Genomic DNA, 17,499 nt, shown 5'->3' on the forward strand with positions numbered 1-17,499 from the left:
CTGCGCAGCAATGGGAACGAATAGGCATAGTTTGATCAGATAACTCACCTTAAGTCTTTCTCATCAACGCCGCTTGGCGGCCTGCAAATGAGGAGAAGAGTTCAACATGCTTCCACGTTTCATCACAAAATCTATCCACGCTTATCTCGACTATCCCGTCGCGCTCGGCCTGATTGCCATGCCATTTCTGTTTGGTCTGGGGGCCGGCAATACGCTGGCATTCTGGCTGTCGGTCGTGACCGGTGTCGCAGCCTTTGCGCTGACCGTTCTGACCGATCATCATCTCGGCGTTTTCCGGGTTTTGCCATACAGTCTTCATCTGGCGGTTGACGGGTTGGTCGGCGTGGCCTTCGTCGCGGCACCGTTGCTCCTGGGCTTCGCAGGCATCGAATTCTGGTACTACGTAGTCTTGGGTCTTACAGTTCTGGCAGTGGTCGGATTACACAAACCTGACGAAGAGCCTGCCGTCGCCTGAGTGGTCGCGACGAGCGCACTCCGGGGCTGCAAGCCATATGCCACCTGCAGTGCTTCGGAAAAGCCTATGACCGAACAAGTCCCCGGTCAGGCCTAGTAGAGGACGACGTGCAGACGAGAGAGGGCATCACAGAATAAGAGCAAACTGTGAAGCCAATGCGAGAAGTGCCTGACTGTCCGGTATGCAAAACCCGTAGGCAAAGAACAGGAGGTACCCAATTCATCGGGTGCCTCCTGTTCGCTCATCCGGCTGCCTCTTACATGTATGCCGCATCAACAATGAACTCGACTTTCAGTTCGGGACGCGCCAGTTTCGCTTCACCACAAGCTCGGGCAGGCGCGTGGCCCGTCGGCACCCACGCGTTCCAGACTTCGTTCAGACCCGCGAAGTCCTGCATATCTGCCAGCCAGATGGTCACTCGGAGCATGTTTTCTCGGGACGATCCGGCCTTGAGCAAGAGGTCATCAATTTTTTCAAGGCAGCTGCGCACCTGTTCTTGAATTGTGTCTCCCTCGGCAACCTGTCCGGTCAGGTAAGCCACGCCATTGTGTTTCACGATCTTGGAAGAGCGTTCACCGGTTTCGATGCGTTCAATCATCCCATTTCCTTGCGTTTGAGTTCAAAGGACCCGCCAGGCCTGGGCCATTTATGGACATGAGCACGCAATTAAGGCAATCGTGATTTTGTTAAATCTATTTCAGGTATGCTTAACATGGCAATCAAGATCGAAATGCTCAGATGCTTCACCGCAGTTGCACAGCGGGGGAGCCTGTCCGAGGCTGCTGACGCGCTTGGACGGACCCCGTCTGCGGTGTCGATGATGCTCAAACAATTCGAAGACCATGTCGGCGTTGCGCTGTTCGAAACTGCGCGCAAGTCGCGCCTCACCCCTGTTGGTGAGTTGATTTTCGCGGAGGCCCGCCGCGAGGTGAGCCATTTCGAGAATACGGTATCGGTGATAGAGGGCATTTCCCGATCCGAACTGGGGTATCTGAGGCTGGCGGTGACGCCTTCGGTGGCCAGTGTCATTCTGCCCTCCGTGGTTTTTGAATTTCTGCGGAAGTTTCCCAAAGTCCACATTGATATCCGGGATATGGATTCCGCGGCCGTTGCCCGGGAACTGGCACGCGAACGGGCAGATATCGGGATTGGCACACTCTCTGAGATTGACGGCCTGCCGCGCATCGAACTCTTCAACGACGCGTTTGGCGTTGTGTGTCGCAAGGATCATCCTCTTGCTGAGAATTGGGATCAACTGACCTGGGCCGATATGGGGGATCATATTCTGATCGCAAATGGTCTCTGTAAGCTGATCACAGATCCGGATTTTGCGCCGCTACTCGCCAAATCCCGGCTCATGGTGCCCAGCTCTGCATCTCTTCTTGGTCTGGTGCGGGAGGGCGTTGGCATTACTGTTCTGCCGCGATTGGCGGTGAGCGGGGCGCAGGAAGACATGGTATTTCTACCACTTGTGGATGCCACGGCGCGCCGGAGTGTTCATATGGTCTCTCAACCCAAGAACGCACTTATGCCTGCGGCGCGAGAATTCCTGAAACTGGTCACCAAAATGAAGCGTGACGGTAGGTTGTTGCCAGGCCTGGAATTTCAGAAATCCTGAAGAAGAATACAGTTTATTCCGAGTGCCTGAAGTAAGGGAGCGTATTAATCTGGGATCATGCGCGGTTTTGCGTTGCTGATGCCAAGGGACACACCATGAACGATTTGAAACTGAATTACATCGCAGGGGAGTGGGTCGCGGGCGGTACCGGGATCGAAAACCGCAACCCGTCGGACGTGAGCGATGTGATCGGTGTGTTTGCGCAGGCCACCACGGATCAGCTGGAGGCGACATTGGAGCAGGCGCGACGGGCGCAGGCGGAATGGGCGGCTTACGGCATCGAGCGCAAGTACAATGTGTTGATGGCAATCGGCACGGAGATGATGCAGCGTGCCGAAGAACTGGGGAGATTGCTGTCGCGCGAAGAAGGCAAGCCCCTGGCAGAAGGCAAAGGCGAGGTCTACCGTGCCGGTCAGTTTTTCACCTACTACGCCGCCGAAACACTGCGGCAAATGGGCGAAGCTGCGGATTCGGTCCGCGATGGTATCGAGATTGATGTGCGTCGCGAGCCCGTGGGCGTCGTGGGGATCATCTCTCCGTGGAATTTCCCAACCGCCACCGCGTCTTGGAAAATTGCGCCTGCGCTATGCTATGGTAACGCCGTTGTTTGGAAGCCGGCCAACCTGACGCCGGCCTCTGCAGTCGCCTTGGTTGAGATCATCGCCGGGCAGGACATCCCCAAGGGTCTGGTCTCTTTGGTGATGGGAGCAGGGGGCGCGATCGGCCAACGTCTGGTAGAAAGTCCAATGATCAACGCCATCAGCTTCACCGGATCCGTTCCGGTGGGCAAAGGGATTGCGGCGGCTGCCATCCAGAACCTGACGCGCGTTCAGATGGAAATGGGATCGAAAAACGCGCTGGCCGTTATGGATGATGCAGACCTTGACCTGGCCGTGTCTCTGGCTCTGGGGGGTGCCTTTGGTGGGTCCGGCCAGAAATGCACCGCGTCCTCGCGGCTTGTGGTCCATCGGTCCGTGCATGACCAGTTTGTCGACAAGCTGGCAGCGGGCGCAAAGGCCATGAAGGTGGGGCACGCCTTGGAAGAGGGAACCCAGATGGGGCCGGTTGTCTCCGAACAGCAGTTGAACGACAACCTCGCCTATGTCGATCTCGCGGCGTCCGAGGGCGCAGAACTGGTGTGCGGCGGCCAGCGTCTGGAGATGCCGACCGACGGTTACTACATGTCCCCTGGCGTGTTTGTCGGCACGCACAATGACATGCGGATCAACCGCGAAGAGATGTTTGCACCGCTGGCCTGCGTCATTCCGGTCGAGGGATATGACGAGGCGTTGCATATTGTGAATGACACCCGTTTCGGTCTGACCGCCGGCATCGTGACGACGAACCTCGCGCGCGCCACGCATTTCCGCCGCAATGCGCAATCAGGGTGTGTCATGGTCAACCTGCCAACTGCGGGTACGGATTATCACGTACCCTTCGGCGGACGCGGAGACAGCTCTTACGGACCACGTGAACAGGGCAGGGCGGCTGCGGAATTCTATACCATTGTAAAAACGGCCTATATCTCATCCGGGGTGCCAGCATAGTGCGGATCGATAACCTTCAATATGCGAATTGGTCGGAGAAGATCTTTCGGCAGATGCGGGAAGGCGGCGTGGACGCCGTCCATGTGACCATTGCCTATCACGAGAACTTCCGCGAAACGGTTCTCAACTTCGAAAAGTGGAATCGCTGGTTCGAACAATACCCTGATCTCATCATGAAGGGCCAATGGGCGAGCGACGTAGAGCGCGCGCGGGAGACCGGGCGGACGGCGATTTTCTTTGGCTTCCAGAACCCCAGTCCGATCGAAGACGATATCGGCCTTGTCGAAATCGTGCATACCTTAGGCGCCCGGTTCATGCAGTTGACCTATAACAATCAATCGCTGCTGGCGACCGGGTGTTATGAGGCCGAAGACACGGGCATCACACGCATGGGCCGCCAGGTCATCAAGGAAATGAACCGCGTCGGATTGGTTGTGGACATGAGCCACTCGGCGGATCGATCTACAATCGAGGCTGCGGATTTGTCGGAGCGACCCATCGCAATTACCCATGCCAACCCCTACGAATGGTGCCCGGCCCTACGGAACAAGAAAGACGACGTGATCCGCGCCGTGACCGAGAATGGCGGGATGCTTGGGTTTTCCGTCTATCCGCACCACTTGAAGGGCAAATCCGATTGCACGTTGGACAGTTTTTGCGAGATGGTCGCGCGTACTGCGGAGACCTTTGGCGCGGAACACCTCGGGATCGGCACTGACCTGTGTCAGGATCAACCGGACAGTGTTGTTGAATGGATGCGCGTGGGACGCTGGAGTAAAGAGATCGACTATGGCGAAGGCTCAGCCGCTGCGCCTGGGTTCCCGGACATGCCCGGCTGGTTCAACGACAATCGCGACTTTGACAACATTGAAAACGGACTGACGGCGGTTGGATTGAACCGCGAAGAAGTGGCGGGCATTATGGGTGGCAACTGGCATCGTTTCTACGCCCAGAACTTTGTTCCGATGACGTGAGGTGACACATGAAACCCAGGCCCGAACCATCTTTCACATCTTCCATGCGGGCACCTTCGCAGGTGATGCGCCTTGCTCGGTTGGGCTCCTTCCATCAATGCCGCCTGTCCTTCATGCGTATTCTGACCCGGCGGATGGCGCGCGAGGCGTGGAGTTTTACACGCCCCATCTTCGACATTGATGCGAAGGGCGTTGGCCACGCGGTCTATTGCGCACACACGCCGGATCGCACGTATTCACTGGTTGCCTTTGCCCATGACTTGCCTGCCGAGAGCCGTTCTGATCGTGTGATCGCCCAAGCCTGGGACAGCACATTCGCCCTGTTCGACGGTGTTCCCACCAAGGAGGATATCGCGCGTCTGCGCAGGAACGTTCCCTTGCAGGAAGCGGGCCGGGTGACGGAAACGGAGCTTTCCGTGTCCCGTGCCAATCGGTCCGTTCGCCTGTGGGAGCATGTCATAGCCCGGCTCGCGGATGGACGGCAGCCTGATCTGCATGAAATTCTCAAGGTTGGTTACCTGATGCGCACCACGGCGGTGTACGGCTCGGGGAAACTGGGGGCCGCCGACCGTGAAGCAATCGCGGCCAGACCTGAGTGTTCCGCACCGTTCCAGATCGAAGTGCTGTCCGTATTCCTGACCCGCGCTTATGTCCGTGATCTGGTACAGCATATGGCCAAAACACGTGGCGGAGCGCGCGCGGTGCCTCTGGCCCCCGAGATCGCCCGTCGCATGGGGATCGGAAATTCCACTGGCCTGGGCATGGCACCGTTTTTGTTGAATCATCCAACACTGATCAACAACTGGATTGCGGCGCGTGAAACCGCAATTGCCCGTGTCCGTAGTGTGCCGCTGGCCTCTGCGGATGAGGTTGAAACCTTCCGCGACCTTCTGGCGCGCACCATCCTGTCGGTGGACCTCTGGCGATCCGACCATCCGATCCAGATCGAAAAACTGACCGATTTGCGTGTGGACCTGCAAAGACTTTCGCACCACGTCGAGGCAGCAGACTTGAACACCGAAGCGCCTTGGAACCGGCTGTTCATGTGGGCAGAGACAGAGTTGTGCCTGGAAGCTCAGGAATGTCTCGCCTCACTGATGTTGGAACCCTACGGCGATCTCGTGGACTCCCTGGCGGATGAGATGTCGGATTTGAATGCCGCAGCCTTTCGGATTGATGGGACGATGTCCGTGGCGCAACTAAGAGAGATACTGCACCGGAACTACGGTTGGGCGATGGACATCGACTGGGCAGAGCGGGAAAACTGCGCCCGTGCCTGGTATGTCTCGGAGGAAAAGCTTGAACCGCGCCTGGGTGAGCGGTTCGACGAGCACATCGCGGATTACGAACAGCCGCTTGCACCGGGTCGCGATGCAGCAGCGCTCAACGACGCGCTGAAATCCTGGCATGTTGATGCGCCGATCGCGGCGTTCCTGCTGGCGCACCCCGAACACCGCCACAGTGTGCGTCGGGCTCAGATCGTCGATCATGCACCATACGCGGAAATCCGTGATAACACGATCAGTGCGGATCTGCTGCCCATTGACATGCTGCGTTGCAAACTGGCGTTTTTTGGTGCGACGCAGTTCGACCCAAGGTCGGATCGGTGGGTGCGCATCTGCCTTTTTGGTAACGCGCCTTACCCCGAAAACCTGCAAGAAAGCAATTGCGATGACTGGCCCTATCCCGTCTTGGGAGAGACGCTCCAGTGACCCATTCCCTCAACGAGATAGAGGCGCAATCCAGGAAAGCGGCGCGCGGGACCGGCCTGTCTTGGGGAATGGCTGAGGAGGCCGCGAAGGCCACGCGGTGGCTGGAGTCGCATCAGTTGCCCGGGGTTCGCCTTCTGGCGGAGGTTCTGACCCGGAATGACGGCGTGGCACATGCTGATATCGCGCCGCAGACACTGGACGCGCCTTGGACGGCCCGGTCCGGAGTGCTGTGTCCCCTGGCCAGTGGGGCCGCTCTGAATGACTGCGCTGATCGGCTTGCAACCGGTCATCACATTGAAATGGAGGATGTCACCAGTCCGCTACTCATCGTGCCGTTTGCCGCCTGGGCGGCGCTGCACATCTGCTCACCCGTTAGGGTGCAATGGCGAGACATCCGTATCGAGACCGACGGGTACAGGATTTGGGTGAATGATCCAAAGGCGCAGGTCGGTCTGGCGTCGAAGGTCGCGCTGACCTGCTCTCGTGTTTCAGAGATGAACGAAAACGCTTCCTTACCGGAACTACGTGGACGGGTATGCCCGACCGGCTGGGACATCTTGGGTACATTTGCCCACCGGACCTATGCCCCTGATACACCGGAATCCCGCCGCCTTGGGGCGGGTGCCGGCGTTTCTGACAACGACTGACGCCGTCATCCAGAACCTGCAGCTTTGGTGGCGACACAACGAGGCGCGCGTATCCCGCAGAACCGGATGCGTCGGCGTTTGATATCAGGACTTCCGTGCGTCAGTGATCCTCGGGTATCTACTTCCTTAGCAAGGGCCATGTTCCCATCAGCGGCGTTGATTTCTGTATGAAAAACCCTTTCCAGAGGGCGTGAGACCGTCCTCAATCAAAATGCCCCGCTGGCGCCATGTCTAGGTGCGGGAAGCTGCGTTGACATTCAAAAGTATAACGAAGCGGCACACCACGCCCGAGACTTGGAAAGGCACTATCTTGCGTTTTCTCGTGATCACGGCGAATGTCCCATTTTAGGATATGGTGTCGGGCCGATGCAAATCATGTGCCTCAATGGATGGGGCGGTAAAATCCACGAAAAGATACTGCCGTATCTTGCCGAAACGGCACCGGATGTCCTGTGTCTGCAGGAGGTTGTTCACAGCCCTGCAAGTGACAAGGATTGGCTGACTTACCGTGATGGCGAGCACGTTCTGGACCAGCGTGCCAACTTCTTTCGAGATGTCTTGCGGGTTTTACCGGATCATTTCGGGGTATTCTGTCCCGCAGCGCAGGGGGTTTTGTGGGATGGTGATAAGGCCGTTCCGTCACAATGGGGTTTGGCTACGTTTGTGCACCGGTCGCTCCCTATCGTTGGTCAGATACAAAGTTTCGTGCACAAGGAGTATTCCCCCCACGGCTATGGGGATCATCCCCGCTCACGTAGTGCCCACGGCGTTCGCGTGTATGACCACAAGTGTGATCGGGTGGTCAGCATAACGCATATGCACGGGCTCCGTGACCTGAACGGCAAGATGGACACACCGGAGCGTGCCGCGCAGGCGAGGCGGCTGCTGGACTTGTCAGATGGGATTGCCGAGGAGGGCGATTTCGTAGTTGTCTGCGGAGATTTCAATGTCGAACCGGGCAGCGAAACGCTCTCGATACTGGCCGATGCGGGTCTGACCGAGTTGGTGACGCGCCGCGGTTTCGAAGGTACCCGCACCTCGCTTTACAAAAAGCCGGGCCGGTTTGCCGATTACATGTTGGTGAACCGTGAGGCGGAGGTGCACGCATTCGATGTGGTCTACGATCCCGAAGTATCGGACCACTGTCCGTTGGTCCTTAGGTTGAAGCAGAGTTGAAAAACTTGCAGCCATACCGCCCGAGGCCGGTTTTGCCTCTTCCTTGCGTTGAGAAACGTGGGTGGTATCTCAAGCGATATGCAATAGTCGCGGCTGGAAGACAGTTCGACGAAACAGTCGCGTCTGCGGCCGCCGAAGAGGCGTTAATCCGGCTACCTAAAGCTGGGGCGTTACACGATGAAACCGGAAATCAGGGCGTTGCGTTCCAGATCGTCCATTTCGCCGAGGTGGCGGTGGTCTCCCCGACCTTTTATTGGCAATGGGGGAGTGTTTTGGCGCATCTCGACCAGATGCGGGCAAGTTGGGATGCACCGGAGAAGTTCGGGGATGGCGTTAAGGAAGTAGTCGGCTGTGTCTGGGAAATGAACATTGTTGCTTTCGAGGTTCGCGCATGGACCGCGCAACTCTTGGACGGCGGAAAATCAACCAAAGCTGGATTGACGACCTATCTCCAAAAACACGCGGTCGCTGAAGCGCCAGACCACGATTGAAAGCTTGCCAGAACGCCAGTCACGACTGAACGCAGTAGTTACCGGAGCCGGGTCAGAAGGCTTGAGGTGTCCCATTTACCACCTTCCGTTCGCTGAACGTCGCCGTAGAATTGATCGACCAACGCTCCGACAGGTGCCGTCCCGCCCAGTCTCGCAACCTCCTTAAGCGCGATCCCCAGATCTTTTCGCATCCAGTCAACGGCGAAGCCGAAATCGTACTTGCCCGCATCCATCGTTTTCCAGCGGTTTGACATCTGCCACGACCCGGCTGCGCCCTCTGCAATGGTCTCCATAACGGCTTGAATGTCGAGATTTGCGTTCTTGGCGAGCGCCATGCCTTCCGCCAATCCCTGCACCACACCTGCGATGCAAAGCTGGTTGACCATTTTGGCCGTCTGACCGGCACCAACAGTACCGATCCGCGTCACCTTACGAGCGAAGGCATCGATTACAGGGGAAACGTGATCGAATGCAGCCGGGTCACCGCCCACCATGACGGTAAGCTGCCCGTTCTCAGCTCCTGCCTGGCCACCGGACACGGGCGCGTCCAGAAAATGGCAGCTCTTTTGCGACAGGACCTCGGCCAATTCCTTGGCGACATCGGCAGATGTCGTTGTGCAATCGACGTAATACGATCCGGGAGCCATCGCATGAAACGCGCCATCCTGAGCTGTCGTTACGGAACGCAGGTCATCATCGGCCCCGACGCAGCTGAAGACGATCTCGGCACCCTCGGCAGCGGCGGCCGGCGTGTCGGCGGATGTTCCTCCAAACGCCTCGGCCCAGGCCTTCGCCTTGTCCGACGACCTGTTGAAAACGGTGACATCATGTCCGGCTGTGGCGAGATGTCCGGCCATTGGGTAGCCCATGACCCCAAGACCAATCCATGCAACCTTGGTCATACTGCTTCCTCCTTCAGCCTGGCGGCCATTTTGGGCCATACATCCCTTAGAAAGACTGTGAGATCGTTGGCTGCGAATTTAATTCTGAACGGGAAAAGCAAGGTGCTGACAAACCCGCGGTGATAGGTGGCGTGGTTGACCAGATGCAGCAGAATGTCCTCGCGGGTCATTGCGCCTCGGCCACCGCCGACAAATTCGAACTTGATGGTTTCCGCCAGTTCTTTCTCCGTCCAGGTCTGGGCAAGCGAAACGTAGTATTCGTTCATTTCTCTCAGACGGCGGGCGACTTCTGGAAATGCCAGAACCTCACTGCGGTGCCGCGCGATATGCGGGTGGGTGCGGCCTTCGAGGTGCGCTTGGAACATCTCCGCCACGACCAAGGTATGATCGAAAGTTCCAGTGATTGACTTGAACAATGTATCTCTTGGGGCCGACAGATCGCTCTCGGGCAGTTGCTCCGCGTTCTTCAGCATCACGTCATCAGCCCAAGCCATGTAGGTGGTCATCCGGTGAGTCAGGGATAGATTTGGCATAGAAAAACTCCTTGATCGCCGTTGTCTGACATGGCCATAATGCTCTGATCAAGAGATACATTGATCTCGGAGCAATATAGCTGTGAAACCTTACGTGCAAATTGCGGATCGCATCGCCAGGAGTATTGCGACCGGCGAGCTGCCGCTTGGCGCGCGGCTGCCACCGCAACGCATCTTTGCCTTTGATGAACAGATCGCGGTTTCAACGGCTAGCCGTGTCTATGAAGAGTTGACGCGGCGCGGATTGGTCAAAGGAGAGATCGGCCGCGGGACCTTCGTGTCCAATCGCTTCGCGCCGCTTGATCCGTCCCTGCAGGAGCCATCCGGTACCGGAATTGACCTTGAAATCATGTTCCGGCTTTCGCCTGATGCGCGGGACCGGATCGCCGCATCGACAAACCTGTTTTTCAAGGCTGGCGTGGCCGACACTGCAGTGACACCGCCGTCGGTCCGCGCAAGCCTACCTGCGCTATCTACTTTTGCGCGTTTGACGAGCGAAGGCGGATTCGAAGTAGACCCGAGCAATGTTCTGTTGGCCGGAAACGGTAAACAGGCCATTGCCGCCACATTTTCTGCTCTTGCCCCACGCGGGGGACGGATCGCAGTTGAGACATTGACCTATCCCTTCGCAATCGCGACGGCGCGAATGCTGGGGATCGAGCTGGTACCGCTGCCCTTGGACGGCGAGGGGATCATGCCGCATGCGCTCGACAGGGCGGCAGATGCGGGTCTGAACGGTGCCTATCTTCAGACGACTTTGCAAAGCCCTCTTGTTGTAACAATGAGCGAAAGTCGAAGGGAACAAATCGCGGCGGTACTGAGAAAACACAATCTCACAGCGATTGAAGATCGCGTTTACGGCTTTCTCAAACCGACCCGACCATTGGCGGCGTTTGCCCCTGATCACGTGATCCAGATCGACAGCCTTTCAAAACGCCTTATGCCGGGCCTTTCGCTTGGTATCATCGCATGCCCAAGGCGATTTGATGAAGCTGTAGCGCGCTCTCTGAGGTCAGGTGGATGGATGGCGCCCTCCCTATCCGTTGGCCTTGCGCAACATTGGATCGAAGACGGTGTCGTTGACTTTGTAGAGGCATCGAAAAGGCAGGATGCAAAGGCCATGTTTGACATCGCACGGAGTGCTTTTGAAGGTTTGGACTATCAAAGCTCACCCGAAGCGCTTCATGGTTGGCTGATGCTGCCAAGCCAATGGCGGGCGGACAGTTTCGTGTCTGCCTGCGCAGATCTTGGGATAGCCGTTGCACCCGGAAGCGCGTTTGCAGTCGGAAAGAGCGTCGCTCCAACAGGCGTCCGGATAGCCTATTCGGCGCCTGATCTGTCGACATGGACCTACGCGCTTCGCGAAGTGGCGAAGCTGGCGACTGCCGGGTCGGGATCGAGCGGCAGAGCGTTGTGACCTGACCGGGAATTACGGGATTACTTGTCTTGCGGTCACCCGACGTTGAAACCACGATGCACTGTAGCAGCGCTCCGCTGCGATCGATTTCAAACATATCTGTGAAGGACTTCGCGAGAAACAGTGACGCTGTGATCTTTGCTGTGTTGCGGCTTCTCCATCAACCTGGTCGTTGAAGTTTCCAATCTGATGATCTGCCGCCAAGGTATTCATTTTCAGTAACCTTCTGACGGATCTGCGCCTGCAGGCCCGCTCGCCGGGGCGGTTTTTCATGCCTCTATTGTTTTCGGTGGCGCGTGAAAAGCTGATGCAAAGCGTTGGCTCCAGCCAACCGGTCCGCGTCTTCAGATATCTTAAATTCTGACGCCCAAATTGAAACTTGTTGGCTCAACACAAGATCAACAACATTCTAAATATCAGTACAGATGTGCCGATATATAGAGCAATAGGGAGACAACAAATGAAAACGCTTCTTGCGGCAGCCCCATTAATGGCGACGGGTTTCATGGCCCCGCAGATGGCAGCAGCGCAAAGCGCAACGGTTCAACAGATTTAGCAAAGCGGCACGATGTTGTGTTCTGGTCATAACGGCAGCTATTTCGGATTTGTCGAAGTGAACGACAAGAACGAGTGGAAGGGCCTGGACATTGACCTGTGCCGGGCGTTGACCACTGCTATTTTAGGCGACCCGGACAAAAGCAAGATTGCCCCTCTGAGCTGGGCAGCGCTTTCCCGCGCTGCAATCTGGTGATGTCGATGTAATCATCAAAGCAACCGGCTGGACCATGGGCCGCGACACCGAACTGGGCACTTCAGTGCAGCCTGCCGTATTTCTCTGGCGGCACGCAATTCATGGCACATGGCAATCTGGGCGTTACCGATGCAACAGGTTTTGCAGGCGGTGTCATCTGTGTGGAAGCGGGCACGACCATCGAACGGCTCGCAGCAAACTATCTTCAGACCGTGAATGTCGATCACCGGATGGTTTCCTATGAAAGCGCTGCCGAGCTTCGGTCCGCATATCTTGCAAATCGCTGTGATGCCTTTGCGGGGTGGGGGCCAAAGCTGGCCGTGCTTCGGGCGATTGAAATCGACAACCCGGATGATCATGTGATCCTGAGCGATCAACTGTCCAGCGAGCCGATCTCTGCCGCTGGTGACAACCCTCTTTACCGCAGCGGTGGTGATGCCGCTTTTCCTGCCAGGCTGGCTTGAAGGAGACAAGATGTGGCGGGTGATCCTTGCCTTTGCGCTTTTCTTTGCATGTTATCAGGCGGCGGCTTTCAGGCCATTCCGAAAGGTCAGTTCGAGGCAGGCAAGGCCCTTGGCCTGAACTATTGGAGCATCCTGGGGCGCATCGTGTTGCCGCAGGTATTCCGCCACGCCTTGCCGCGCACGATCAACATGATCGTGGTCACCGCCAGGGTGTTGAAAACCATTGTTGAGCCCAGCTCAATCTGCATATTCACATGGCGACCTTCGACTCGTGTCGGTCGGCCTGCGTAAACAAGATCATCTGCGAGGTTCTGGTGGGGTTTTGGTAGTTTGGTATCGCCTCCATTGTCTTTTCGAAGGATGACAATCACAGTTATCTGTATCAATATTCGCCAAATATGTTTTATATATCAGCACAATAGTAGGATCAATGAACGAGCGTGAAGAAAAGCTGACGGCCAGCCACTGGGGTATCGGTGTTGCCACGGTTCAGGGTGATCGCGTTCTTGCCGTTGAAGGCCACCCAAGCGATCCGCATGCGTCCGAGATCAATGATAACATCCCGGGCAGCCTGCACGGTCGGGCGCGCGTGCGTCGTCCCGCCGTGCGCAAAAGCTGGTTGATGGGAACGCCCAATGCCGTGCCACGCGGTCGAGATGTCTTTGTCGAGGTCAGCTGGGACCGGGTGCTGGACCTGGTGGCAAAGGAGCTGACACGGGTGCGCGGGACGCATGGCAATCAGGGTATTTTTGCCGGATCTTATGGTTGGTCCAGTGCCGGCCGATTCCACCATGCGCAAACCCAACTCAAACGATTTTTGAACAGTTTCGGTGGATTTCTGCGCTCCGAAGGGAACTATAGCTACAATGCAGCAATGGGTCTCATGCCGCATATCGTAGGACCCTTTCGGTTACAGGTGGCGCAGGCCACTCGTTGGCCCGTCATTGCCAAACACGCTGATCTTGTCGTGATGTTCGGTGGCATGGCGCTGCGCAACACGCAAGTGAGTGATGGTGGTGTGTCGAAACACCGGATGCCGGACAACCTGTGGGCATGCGCGGATGCCGGAGTGAAATTTGTCAATATCAGCCCCTTGCGCAGCGATGTGGCCGCAGAGATCGAAGCGGACTGGCTGCCGGTGAAACCGGGTAGTGACACCGCCTTGATGATCGGTTTGGCCCATACACTACTGGAGGAAGGTCTGCACGATAAGGCGTTTCTGGACAGATATGCGGTCGGCTTTGATCAGGTACGCCGCTATTTGACTGGGGAGGACGATGGGCACCCCAAAGATGCTGACTGGGCCGCTGCGCTGACCGGAGTCGCCGCACCAGACATTCGCGCTCTGGCGCGGCGGATGGCAGCTGGCCGCACGATGATCAACGTTGCGGCGGGTGTTCAGCGGACCGATTTTGGCGAACAGCCGATGTGGATGGCAGTGACGCTGGCTGCAATGTTGGGGCAGATCGGCTTGCCCGGTGGCGGTTTCACGGTGGGCTATGGCGTGAACGCCAATATCGGCAACATCGAACGTCCGTTTCGCTGGGGGGCGATGCCACAGGGCGTGAACCCGGTGACGGAGTTCATTCCAGTCGCCATGATCAGTGAGATGTTGCTCAATCCCGGCGGGACCTACAGCTATCAGGGCCAGAACCGCACTTTCCCTGACGCGCGTCTGATCTGGTGGGCCGGGGGCAATCCTTTCCATCACCACCAGGACCTGAACCGTCTGCACAAAGCGTTTCAAACCCCGGACACGATTATCGTCAACGAGTTGAACTGGACGGCCACAGCGCGACATGCCGATATTGTGCTGCCCATTGCGGGACCGCAGGAAAGAACCGACTTTTGCGGCGGCAAGTCCGACAATGCGTTGATCCCGATGCCGAAACTGGTACCGCCCTGCGCAGAGGCACGAGCGGAATACGACATCTATTCAGCGCTCGCCGCCCGTTTGGGGATTTCGGACGCGTTTACCGAAGGGAAAACCAGCGATGATTGGCTGCGCGACATCTGGGAGGTGACCCGCAGTCGGGCTCAGGATGCGGGATACGACTTGCCGGATTGGGATATGTTCCTTCAGGGCGATGTGATCTCTTTTGCCGATCCCAGCCCGGATCAGGTCTTTCTGGACGAATACCGCGCAGACCCCAAGGCGCATGCCCTGTCTACACCAAGTGGTCGAATTGAACTTTATTCCGAAACCATTGCCGGATTTGGCCTGCCTGATTGCCTGGGGCACGCCGCATGGTTTCCGCCACGTGATCGCAATGCGGATGGGCAAGGGGCATACCCGCTTGCGCTTTTGTCCGGGCAACCCAAAACGCGCTTGCACAGCCAATTGGACAATGGCGCCTACAGCCTGCGTCACAAGATTGCAGACAGGGAGCCCGTGTTGATTCATCCTGACGATGCCAAGGCGCGGGGTGTGCACGACGGCGATGTTGTGGAGCTGTTCAACGCGCGGGGCCGCTGCCTGGCGGGCGCGCGCGTGACGGATGAGGTTCAAAAAGGCTGTGTCTTTCTCTGGACCGGTGCGTGGTATGATCCCGATTTCGACGCACCGCAAGCGCGGGACCGTCACGGCAACCCGAATGTGCTTACTCACGATCTGCGCAGTTCATCCCTGACGCAAAGCCCGGCGGCACATTCCGCAATGGTGGAAGTGCAGCGATTTGAGGGCACGCCCCCCGCGGTTCAGGCCCATGAACCGCCGCCTTTCGAACCGGAACCATAGCTGATGGCAAAGGTAAAACAGGATCCGGATGAGATGACAGCAGAGCCCCCAAAAGAGCCCAAGGTTGATTCCACGTTATCCAAGGGCCTTTCCATTCTGGAAAACCTCGCGGCCTCACAGAAGGGAAAGGGTGTCACGGAGTTGTCCAGGGAGCTTGGCCTGACAAAGTCGAATACATTCAGATTGTTGCAGACGCTGACGACGCTTGGCTATGTACAGCACAAGCCAGACAAGACCTATGCCGCAACGCTCAAGACCTGGCGCGTTGGGCGGACCTCCGTCGAGACTCTGAATTTGCGCGAACTTGCGGCGCCGGAGCTGACGTTTCTGTCGAATGAAACCCGGGAGGCGGTTTACCTGGCAGTGCGCGAAAACCTGTCGGTGATCTACATCGACAAGGTCGACAGTCAAAAACCGATCCGGTCCTGGAATGCCGTGGGGGGTACAGCGCCGCTGCATTGCGTGGGGACGGGCAAGGCGATACTGGCTGCGGACTTTGCCAAGCTGCGCGATCAGGTCAGCGGTGCGCTAACGCATCACACGGCAAAGACCCTTACCAGCATCGAGGCATTGGAAGCCGATGTAGCTGCGACGCGAATGCGGGGCTTTGCCTTTGACACGGGAGAGTTTCGTGATCGTATCCTGAGTTTTGGCGCTGCCATCACGCTGCCGGGGGCGAACCGGTTGGGGCGCTTGGGATATCATTGCCCGACATCAACCTGCCGGAGAACGGGATCGATCAGTTTGGCGCGCTGGTATCGCATGCGGCCCGCAGTGTCTCTGCAAAGCTGGGCCACACTTGATCGCGTAGGCTCCTCGCGCTGGATCAGGTTTTCTTTTCTGGGAATTCCACAGGACCGCCCTTTTTCTCCCAGGTGGAGAACCCCTCTTTCAGGTGTGCGGCGTCAAATCCCATGTCCTGCAGAGTCGCGGTGGTGATGGCAGGACGCCAGCCAGAGGCGCAGTGAAAGACATACTTCTTATCCTGTTGGCCAAAGATGTCCTTGTAGTAAGGGCTGTCAGGGTCCACCCAGAATTCTATCATCCCGCGCGGGGCGTGAAAGCTGCCGGGAATGAACCCGCTGCGCTGCCGCTCGCGCACGTCGCGGATATTCGAGATCGATATCTTCGCGCATGGCGTTGAAAAGACTCTCGAAAACCCCGGCCTGGGCCCACCGGCGAAACCGCCGGAATTGGGTGTTCCAATGGCCAAAGGAAGGCGGCAGATCACGCCACGGCGACCCGATACGCACCCGCCAGAAGACGGCTTCGGGAAAAAGGCGATTACCCTTCGCAGTGGCTCCGGCATCGCTAAGCTTACCTAGAAGATACGGCTCAAGCCGCTGCCACAAGACGTCCGACACCACAAACCGCTGCTCGTTCATTCAAACCTCCATTTTGGAAGTTTGGTGCAGAAATTAAGTCAAATGGGAATCCTGAACGTCCACAGACCCAAATAGCATTTCGAATTGTTTGAGAAACAAACAGAGCAATTTGCTTAGATGACGCAGGGATAATAAGCCTAGCCGGCGCGTTTAATCACCATTGCCGTTTCGAGACTGCAACAGCTCCACTTCCACAAACGCACATTCAAAATCATTCCCATTGATCACGTCATGCTCCACGCCGATCTCACGATAGTAGGGCACACCATTCTGCATTTGTGCTTTCACGCGTTCACCCTGACCCAAATTAATCTCAAGAACACCATCAAACAGAGGAATGACCACATAGTCATAAGCATGACGATGCCAGCCCGTATTGTCGCCACGTTGCTTGAACCGCCATTCCGTAACTCTGACCCGATCATTATCAATCGTAACCGTGGGTATGGCCGAACCACTATCAGAGCACATCGCAATTCCTCACCTTTGAACCTTGAGGACACCAAATCAAAAGTCACCACAAAGGCATAGTGCCAGATTTATCTTTGAGTCACCCAAAGCCACTTTCTGAAAGCAGAGTCCCGTTCAGCGCGCAGCATTTGTCAATACTGGCTCACAGCGATCGTCTGACAGTTTTGGTCGGTTGACGGGCGCCAGCCCAAAGCGGTCA

General features: G+C 57.1%; 19 protein-coding genes and 1 pseudogene. 14 read left to right on the forward strand and 6 right to left on the reverse strand.

Annotated features, from left to right (window positions below; genetic code table 11):
* Positions 1–106 precede the first annotated feature (106 nt).
* Positions 107–475 carry a hypothetical protein gene (locus tag Q1A07_RS19645; protein ID WP_299783758.1) on the forward strand — a complete coding sequence of 123 codons (369 nt, stop codon included), beginning with the start codon at positions 107–109 and terminating at the stop codon, positions 473–475.
* Positions 476–731: 256 nt separating this feature from the next.
* Here Q1A07_RS19645 and Q1A07_RS19650 read toward each other — a convergent pair whose 3' ends face one another.
* Positions 732–1,073: a RidA family protein gene (locus Q1A07_RS19650; RefSeq protein ID WP_299783760.1), complete on the reverse strand. Its 342-nt coding sequence runs from the start codon at positions 1,071–1,073 to the stop codon at positions 732–734.
* 114 nt (positions 1,074–1,187) lie between these two features.
* Between Q1A07_RS19650 and Q1A07_RS19655 the strand changes: the two genes are divergently transcribed.
* The 7 genes from Q1A07_RS19655 to Q1A07_RS19685 all read left to right on the forward strand — a co-directional run bounded on the left by Q1A07_RS19655 (position 1,188) and on the right by Q1A07_RS19685 (position 8,640).
* Positions 1,188–2,093 (forward strand): LysR family transcriptional regulator, encoded by a 906-nt coding sequence (locus Q1A07_RS19655; protein ID WP_299783763.1) that lies wholly within the window; start codon positions 1,188–1,190, stop codon positions 2,091–2,093.
* A gap of 95 nt (positions 2,094–2,188) precedes the next feature.
* Positions 2,189–3,640, forward strand: coding sequence for an aldehyde dehydrogenase family protein (locus tag Q1A07_RS19660; RefSeq protein ID WP_299783765.1), 1,452 nt, complete (start codon positions 2,189–2,191; stop codon positions 3,638–3,640).
* Complete coding sequence (locus Q1A07_RS19665) at positions 3,640–4,614, forward strand: membrane dipeptidase (protein WP_299783767.1); 975 nt, start codon at positions 3,640–3,642, stop codon at positions 4,612–4,614. Before Q1A07_RS19660 ends, Q1A07_RS19665 begins: the two co-directional genes overlap by 1 nt.
* A 44-nt stretch (positions 4,615–4,658) precedes the next feature.
* Positions 4,659–6,326, forward strand: coding sequence for a hypothetical protein (locus tag Q1A07_RS19670; protein WP_299783769.1), 1,668 nt, complete (start codon positions 4,659–4,661; stop codon positions 6,324–6,326).
* The gene (locus Q1A07_RS19675) at positions 6,323–6,973 is read left to right on the forward strand and encodes a DUF3726 domain-containing protein (protein ID WP_299783771.1); all 651 of its coding nucleotides are present in this window, start codon (positions 6,323–6,325) and stop codon (positions 6,971–6,973) included. The genes Q1A07_RS19670 and Q1A07_RS19675 overlap by 4 nt, the downstream gene beginning before the upstream one ends.
* 366 nt (positions 6,974–7,339) lie before the next feature.
* Positions 7,340–8,149, forward strand: coding sequence for an endonuclease/exonuclease/phosphatase family protein (locus Q1A07_RS19680; protein WP_299783773.1), 810 nt, complete (start codon positions 7,340–7,342; stop codon positions 8,147–8,149).
* Complete coding sequence (locus Q1A07_RS19685) at positions 8,146–8,640, forward strand: hypothetical protein (RefSeq protein WP_299783775.1); 495 nt, start codon at positions 8,146–8,148, stop codon at positions 8,638–8,640. Before Q1A07_RS19680 ends, Q1A07_RS19685 begins: the two co-directional genes overlap by 4 nt.
* 38 nt (positions 8,641–8,678) lie before the next feature.
* Here Q1A07_RS19685 and Q1A07_RS19690 read toward each other — a convergent pair whose 3' ends face one another.
* Together Q1A07_RS19690 and Q1A07_RS19695 are read right to left on the reverse strand one after the other, a co-directional pair.
* Positions 8,679–9,542: an NAD(P)-dependent oxidoreductase gene (locus Q1A07_RS19690; protein ID WP_299783777.1), complete on the reverse strand. Its 864-nt coding sequence runs from the start codon at positions 9,540–9,542 to the stop codon at positions 8,679–8,681.
* A complete protein-coding gene (locus tag Q1A07_RS19695) occupies positions 9,539–10,075 on the reverse strand; it encodes a DinB family protein (protein WP_299783779.1) in 537 nt (178 codons plus the stop codon). Before Q1A07_RS19695 ends, Q1A07_RS19690 begins: the two co-directional genes overlap by 4 nt.
* Positions 10,076–10,169: 94 nt before the next feature.
* Between Q1A07_RS19695 and Q1A07_RS19700 the strand changes: the two genes are divergently transcribed.
* The 6 genes from Q1A07_RS19700 to Q1A07_RS19725 all read left to right on the forward strand — a co-directional run bounded on the left by Q1A07_RS19700 (position 10,170) and on the right by Q1A07_RS19725 (position 16,383).
* Positions 10,170–11,492, forward strand: coding sequence for a PLP-dependent aminotransferase family protein (locus tag Q1A07_RS19700; RefSeq protein WP_299783781.1), 1,323 nt, complete (start codon positions 10,170–10,172; stop codon positions 11,490–11,492).
* Between the two features lie 568 nt (positions 11,493–12,060).
* Entirely contained in the window at positions 12,061–12,243 is a 183-nt protein-coding gene (locus tag Q1A07_RS19705) for a hypothetical protein (RefSeq protein WP_299783783.1), read from the forward strand.
* Between the two features lie 101 nt (positions 12,244–12,344).
* Positions 12,345–12,707, forward strand: coding sequence for a hypothetical protein (locus Q1A07_RS19710; RefSeq protein WP_366944118.1), 363 nt, complete (start codon positions 12,345–12,347; stop codon positions 12,705–12,707).
* A gap of 48 nt (positions 12,708–12,755) precedes the next feature.
* Positions 12,756–12,998: an ABC transporter permease subunit gene (locus tag Q1A07_RS19715; protein ID WP_299783785.1), complete on the forward strand. Its 243-nt coding sequence runs from the start codon at positions 12,756–12,758 to the stop codon at positions 12,996–12,998.
* A gap of 139 nt (positions 12,999–13,137) precedes the next feature.
* A complete protein-coding gene (locus Q1A07_RS19720) occupies positions 13,138–15,444 on the forward strand; it encodes a molybdopterin-dependent oxidoreductase (RefSeq protein WP_299783787.1) in 2,307 nt (768 codons plus the stop codon).
* Between the two features lie 3 nt (positions 15,445–15,447).
* On the forward strand, positions 15,448–16,383 hold the full coding sequence (locus Q1A07_RS19725; protein ID WP_299783789.1) for an IclR family transcriptional regulator: 936 nt from the start codon (positions 15,448–15,450) through the stop codon (positions 16,381–16,383).
* On the opposite strand, the pseudogene Q1A07_RS19730 reads toward Q1A07_RS19725, so the two are convergent.
* From Q1A07_RS19730 to Q1A07_RS19740, 3 genes and pseudogenes are all read right to left on the reverse strand, one after another.
* A pseudogene (locus tag Q1A07_RS19730) lies at positions 16,271–16,558 on the reverse strand (rhodanese-like domain-containing protein); the annotation flags it as partial. The gene Q1A07_RS19725 and the pseudogene Q1A07_RS19730 overlap by 113 nt on opposite strands.
* A complete protein-coding gene (locus Q1A07_RS19735; protein WP_299783791.1) occupies positions 16,464–16,829 on the reverse strand; it encodes a transposase in 366 nt (121 codons plus the stop codon). The pseudogene Q1A07_RS19730 and the gene Q1A07_RS19735, both read right to left, overlap by 95 nt.
* Before the next feature lie 150 nt (positions 16,830–16,979).
* Entirely contained in the window at positions 16,980–17,300 is a 321-nt protein-coding gene (locus Q1A07_RS19740) for a cupin domain-containing protein (RefSeq protein WP_299783793.1), read from the reverse strand.
* Between the last annotated feature and the right edge of the window lie 199 nt (positions 17,301–17,499).

This window comes from uncultured Roseobacter sp., from assembly GCF_947492555.1.
In the GTDB taxonomy this organism is placed as follows: domain Bacteria; phylum Pseudomonadota; class Alphaproteobacteria; order Rhodobacterales; family Rhodobacteraceae; genus Roseobacter.

Excerpts from the sequence above, each read along its gene's own strand:
- Q1A07_RS19645 (WP_299783758.1), top strand. The coding sequence starts at position 107 with ATGCTTCCACGTTTCATCACAAAATCTATCCACGCTTATCTCGACTAT.
- Q1A07_RS19650 (WP_299783760.1), bottom strand. The coding sequence starts at position 1,073 with ATGATTGAACGCATCGAAACCGGTGAACGCTCTTCCAAGATCGTGAAA.
- Q1A07_RS19655 (WP_299783763.1), top strand. The coding sequence starts at position 1,188 with ATGGCAATCAAGATCGAAATGCTCAGATGCTTCACCGCAGTTGCACAG.
- Q1A07_RS19660 (WP_299783765.1), top strand. The coding sequence starts at position 2,189 with ATGAACGATTTGAAACTGAATTACATCGCAGGGGAGTGGGTCGCGGGC.
- Q1A07_RS19670 (WP_299783769.1), top strand. The coding sequence starts at position 4,659 with ATGCGGGCACCTTCGCAGGTGATGCGCCTTGCTCGGTTGGGCTCCTTC.
- Q1A07_RS19680 (WP_299783773.1), top strand. The coding sequence starts at position 7,340 with ATGCAAATCATGTGCCTCAATGGATGGGGCGGTAAAATCCACGAAAAG.
- Q1A07_RS19690 (WP_299783777.1), bottom strand. The coding sequence starts at position 9,542 with ATGACCAAGGTTGCATGGATTGGTCTTGGGGTCATGGGCTACCCAATG.
- Q1A07_RS19695 (WP_299783779.1), bottom strand. The coding sequence starts at position 10,075 with ATGCCAAATCTATCCCTGACTCACCGGATGACCACCTACATGGCTTGG.
- Q1A07_RS19705 (WP_299783783.1), top strand. The coding sequence starts at position 12,061 with ATGTTGTGTTCTGGTCATAACGGCAGCTATTTCGGATTTGTCGAAGTG.
- Q1A07_RS19710 (WP_366944118.1), top strand. The coding sequence starts at position 12,345 with ATGGCACATGGCAATCTGGGCGTTACCGATGCAACAGGTTTTGCAGGC.
- Q1A07_RS19715 (WP_299783785.1), top strand. The coding sequence starts at position 12,756 with ATGTTATCAGGCGGCGGCTTTCAGGCCATTCCGAAAGGTCAGTTCGAG.
- Q1A07_RS19720 (WP_299783787.1), top strand. The coding sequence starts at position 13,138 with ATGAACGAGCGTGAAGAAAAGCTGACGGCCAGCCACTGGGGTATCGGT.
- Q1A07_RS19725 (WP_299783789.1), top strand. The coding sequence starts at position 15,448 with ATGGCAAAGGTAAAACAGGATCCGGATGAGATGACAGCAGAGCCCCCA.
- Q1A07_RS19735 (WP_299783791.1), bottom strand. The coding sequence starts at position 16,829 with ATGAACGAGCAGCGGTTTGTGGTGTCGGACGTCTTGTGGCAGCGGCTT.
- Q1A07_RS19740 (WP_299783793.1), bottom strand. The coding sequence starts at position 17,300 with ATGTGCTCTGATAGTGGTTCGGCCATACCCACGGTTACGATTGATAAT.